General features: G+C 39.4%; 3 protein-coding genes. 2 read left to right on the top strand and 1 reads right to left on the bottom strand.

The features are described from left to right. Positions 1-46: 46 nt before the first annotated feature. Complete coding sequence (gene gyrB / locus WFK35_RS20925; RefSeq protein WP_235131197.1) at positions 47-1,981, bottom strand: DNA topoisomerase (ATP-hydrolyzing) subunit B; 1,935 nt, start codon at positions 1,979-1,981, stop codon at positions 47-49. 232 nt (positions 1,982-2,213) lie between these two features. Here gyrB and WFK35_RS20920 point away from each other — a divergent pair, with 232 nt between their 5' ends. Continuing rightward, positions 2,214-3,557 (top strand): cytochrome ubiquinol oxidase subunit I, encoded by a 1,344-nt coding sequence (locus WFK35_RS20920; protein ID WP_336734440.1) that lies wholly within the window; start codon positions 2,214-2,216, stop codon positions 3,555-3,557. Then, positions 3,554-4,558 carry a cytochrome d ubiquinol oxidase subunit II gene (locus tag WFK35_RS20915; RefSeq protein WP_214589226.1) on the top strand — a complete coding sequence of 335 codons (1,005 nt, stop codon included), beginning with the start codon at positions 3,554-3,556 and terminating at the stop codon, positions 4,556-4,558. Before WFK35_RS20920 ends, WFK35_RS20915 begins: the two co-directional genes overlap by 4 nt. The last annotated feature ends 11 nt before the right edge of the window (positions 4,559-4,569 follow it).

Genomic DNA, 4,569 nt, shown 5'->3' with positions numbered 1-4,569 from the left:
AGACTCCATTGCTGAAGTCTTTTATAATCGTATTTTTTGAATTCAATTATGCATCAATTTTCGCATATTTAGCATTCTTCTCTATAAATTCTCTTCTTGGTGGAACCTCGTCTCCCATCAACATAGAAAATACACTGTCTGCTTCTACTGCATTGTCGATGGTTACCTGTTTCAGGATTCTGTGTTCAGGATTTAGAGTGGTTTCCCAAAGCTGTTCAGGATTCATCTCTCCAAGACCTTTATAACGCTGAACTTCAACACCTTTTCCATCCGGAGACATTTCTAAAGTAAACTCTTCACGCTCTTTTTCGTTATAAGCATATACTTTTTTGTTTCCTTTTTTCAATAAATACAAAGGCGGCTGAGCAATATAAATATATCCGTTCTCAATCAGCTCTTTCATGTATCTGAAGAAGAAAGTTAAGATCAAAGTGGAAATGTGGGAACCATCGATATCGGCATCGGTCATAATGACGATCTTGTGATATCTTAATTTTGCCATATTCAACGCTTTGCTGTCTTCTTCCGTACCTACGGAAACTCCTAAAGCGGTATAAATATTTTTAATTTCCTCGTTATCATATACTTTATGAAGCATTGATTTCTCAACATTCAGAATTTTACCTCTTAACGGAAGAATTGCCTGAAAGAATCGGTCACGTCCCTGTTTTGCCGTTCCGCCTGCGGAATCTCCCTCAACTAAGAAAATTTCTGATTCTGCCGGATCTTTTGAAGAACAGTCGGATAGTTTTCCCGGAAGTCCGGAACCTCCCATCGGAGATTTTCTCTGAACCATTTCACGGGCTTTTTTCGCAGCCTGTCTTGCTTTTGCAGCCAACACGACCTTCTGAACGATAATTTTTGCTTCGTTTGGATTTTCTTCCAGAAAGTTAGTCAGCATTTCCCCAACAATTTTATCAACAGCCCCCGAAACTTCAGAGTTTCCTAATTTTGTTTTGGTCTGTCCTTCAAACTGAGGTTCCATTACTTTTACAGAAACTACAGCCGTAAGTCCTTCACGGAAATCGTCTCCTGTAATTTCCACTTTTTCTTTTTGAGGAATTCCTAAATCATCCGCATATTTCTTTAAGGTTCTCGTTAAAGCACGTCTGAAACCCGCTAAGTGAGTTCCTCCTTCGTGAGTGTTGATATTATTAACGTAAGAGTGAAGATTCTCGTTAAATGAAGTATTGTAGCGCATTGCCACTTCCACAGGAATATCGTCTCTTTCCCCTTCCATGAAAATTACATTTTCCATGATAGACTCACGATTTCCGTCGATGAAAGCAACGAATTCCTTTAACCCCCCTTCAGAATGGAAAACTTCCGATCTGAAAGAACCGTCTTCCAGTTTTTCTCTTTCGTCAGTAAGGGTAATGGTAATTCCTTTATTTAAATAAGAAAGCTCTCTTAAACGGCTTGCTAAAGTATCATAATTATACACTAACTCTGTAAAAATCGTATCATCCGGCTGGAAGAACTGCTTGGTTCCTCTCTGATCGCTGTGTCCGATTTCCTCAACGCCCGTCTGAGCTTTACCTCTTGAATATATCTGCTGATAAACGTTTCCGTCTCTGTAAACTGTGGTTACCATTTCGTTGGAAAGTGCGTTCACACACGAAACTCCAACTCCATGAAGACCTCCGGAAACTTTATAAGAATCTTTATCAAACTTACCACCTGCACCAATTTTTGTCATTACCACCTCAAGAGCAGATTTCTGTTCTTTTTCGTGGAAATCCACAGGAATACCTCTACCGTTATCGCTAACCTCGATCCCGTTTCCTTCTTTAATGCTGACAAAGATCGTGTCGCAGTACCCTGCCAAAGCTTCGTCGATAGAGTTATCTACTACTTCATAAACCAAATGATGGAGACCTCTTACTCCCACATCACCAATGTACATTGAAGGACGCATACGCACGTGTTCCATTCCTTCCAATGCCTGAATACTACTAGCTGTATATTGTTTCTGACTCATATAAATATTAAAAAATCCTGCTAAATGCAAAGACTCACAAATATCGTGATTTTTTTCGAGGTATGAAAGTTAAAATATGTCAAAAAAGTATCGATTTTTCCACAGAAACCAAAGATTATTTTCTTTTAAAAAACATCAAAGTTAAAGCCTATTTCTCGAACAAATGCTGTTGTAAATCATAGTGACGGTCTATAATTTATGCGTAAATTTATTTACTCAAAATGAATGGTTTATGGATGACTTTCTTGCGGCTCGTGCACAGATGGCAATGTCACTCGGCTTTCACATTATTTTCTCTTGTGTAGGTATGGTAATGCCTTTCCTTATGGCTTTTGCGCACTGGAAATACTTAAAAACAAAAAATGAAGTTTATAAAGGTCTCACCAAAGCATGGAGTAAGGGTGTAGCAATTCTTTTTGCGACCGGAGCTGTTTCCGGAACGATGCTCTCTTTTGAACTGGGACTGCTATGGCCTGAATTTATGAAACACGCAGGACCGATCTTCGGAATGCCTTTTTCACTGGAAGGAACCGCGTTCTTTATTGAAGCCATCGCTATCGGATTTTTTCTGTACGGATGGGACAGATTCAATAAATGGTTTCATTGGTTCTGTGGATTTTTGGTAGGATTAAGCGGATTAGCATCAGGAATTTTAGTGGTTGCCGCAAACGCGTGGATGAATTCTCCGGCAGGATTCGATTATGTGAACGGACAATATTTAAATATAGATCCTATTAAAGCCATGTTCAATAACGCGTGGTTTCCTCAGGCTTTACACATGACGGTTGCGGCGTTTTGTGCGACTGGATTTGCCGTTGCCGGAGTTCATGCTTTTTTAATTCTAAAGAAAAAAAATGTTGAATTTCATACCAAAGCTTTCAGAATTGCAGCGGGATTTGCTCTGATCGGAGCATTCGGAGCCCCCTTAAGTGGTGATGTTGCCGCAAAATCTGTTGCAGAAAGACAGCCGATAAAATTAGCTGCCATGGAAGCCCATTTTGAAACCGAGAAAGGAGCTTCATTTGTGATTGGCGGAATTCCGGATGAGAAAAAAGAAGAGATAAAATATGCCGTAAGAATTCCGAAAGTTCTTAGTTTTTTAGTGGCTAATGATTTTAATGCTGAAGTAAAAGGACTGAAAGATTTCCCAAAAGAGGAATGGCCTCCGGTCGCGGTTGTGCATTACGCTTTTCAGATCATGATCTTCTTCGGAGTTGTAATGATTATCATTGGAAGCGTTTTTCTGTATGCTACGTTTTTCAGAAAAGAATGGCTTTCCAGAAACTGGCTCCTGAAAACATTTTTATACGCGACTCCTTTCGGATATATTGCTCTGGAAGCGGGATGGACAGTAACTGAAGTCGGAAGACAGCCGTGGATTATTTATGGAATTATGAAAACGGCAGAGGCAGTAACTCCGATGCCGGGAATTCAGTATTCATTTTACTTTTTTACCGCAATTTTTGTCTCATTATCTTTCGTTATTATTTTCCTTTTGACACGACAGATTAAAATGGTTCCTAAATTATACGATCCTACCGATTCACAGTTTAATTCTAAAAATAAAATGTCATGATTTATATTGTTATAGGATTTCTCTGGCTATCCATCTGTTTGTATGTAATTTTAGGCGGAGCTGATTTCGGGGCGGGCATTGTGGAAATGTTCACCAGAAAAAAGAACAGGCCCAAAACGCAGACTTTGATGTACACTTCTATTGCTCCGGTTTGGGAAGCCAATCATATGTGGCTGATTATTGCGATCGTTATTCTTTTTGTCGGCTTTCCTGAAATTTACACTACGCTTTCCACCTATCTTCATATTCCTTTGGTTTTAATGCTGGTAGGAATTATTGCGCGCGGAACAGCTTTTACGTTCCGGCATTATGATGCAGTAGAAGACAGTTGGCAACGCATTTACACACAGATTTTTTACTTTGCGAGTTTACTCACTCCTTTTTTTCTGGGATTAACGGCTGCAGCTACAATCTCTCATTCCATTAATCCGGATGCGACTAACTTTTTAGATTTATATATTTTCAGCTGGCTGAACTGGTTTGGTGTAGCAGTTGGTTTATTTACAGTTTCCATCTGCGCTTATCTTGCTTCCGTTTTTGCATTGAGAGAAACATCCGACCGTTTTGAACTGGGCATGATGATCAGAAAATCCAAACAGACCATGATCTTTGTTGTTGTCGCAGGACTTCTGGTTTTCATCACGGCTTATTTTTCTGATATTCCTTTACTGATGTGGGTTTTCTCAAAACCTTTAGGAATTATGGCTACGGTTTTTGCCACGATTTGCCTGTTCCTGATTCTGAGAGCAATGAATCGCCGTAAACTTTTACCTGTAAGAGCTTTAGCCGGATTTCAGGTGATTATGATTCTGGTTGCCGCAACTTATCAGCATAATCCGAATATTATTTTGTTTGGAAACGGGCAACATCTTTCGCTATTAGAACACGTTGCAGCACCAAAGACTATTTCCGCTTTGGGATGGGCTTTAATGCTGGGATCGTTATTCATCCTTCCTTTTCTATTTTATCTGATGGCTTCGTTCAGTAAACAGAGAAGATAATTTTATATGTA

This window comes from Chryseobacterium sp. VD8 (assembly GCF_037149975.1).
Taxonomy (GTDB): Bacteria; Bacteroidota; Bacteroidia; order Flavobacteriales; family Weeksellaceae; genus Chryseobacterium; species Chryseobacterium indicum.
The sequence above is the reverse complement of the archived record's forward strand: the minus strand, read 5'-3'. Positions and strand labels throughout refer to the sequence as shown.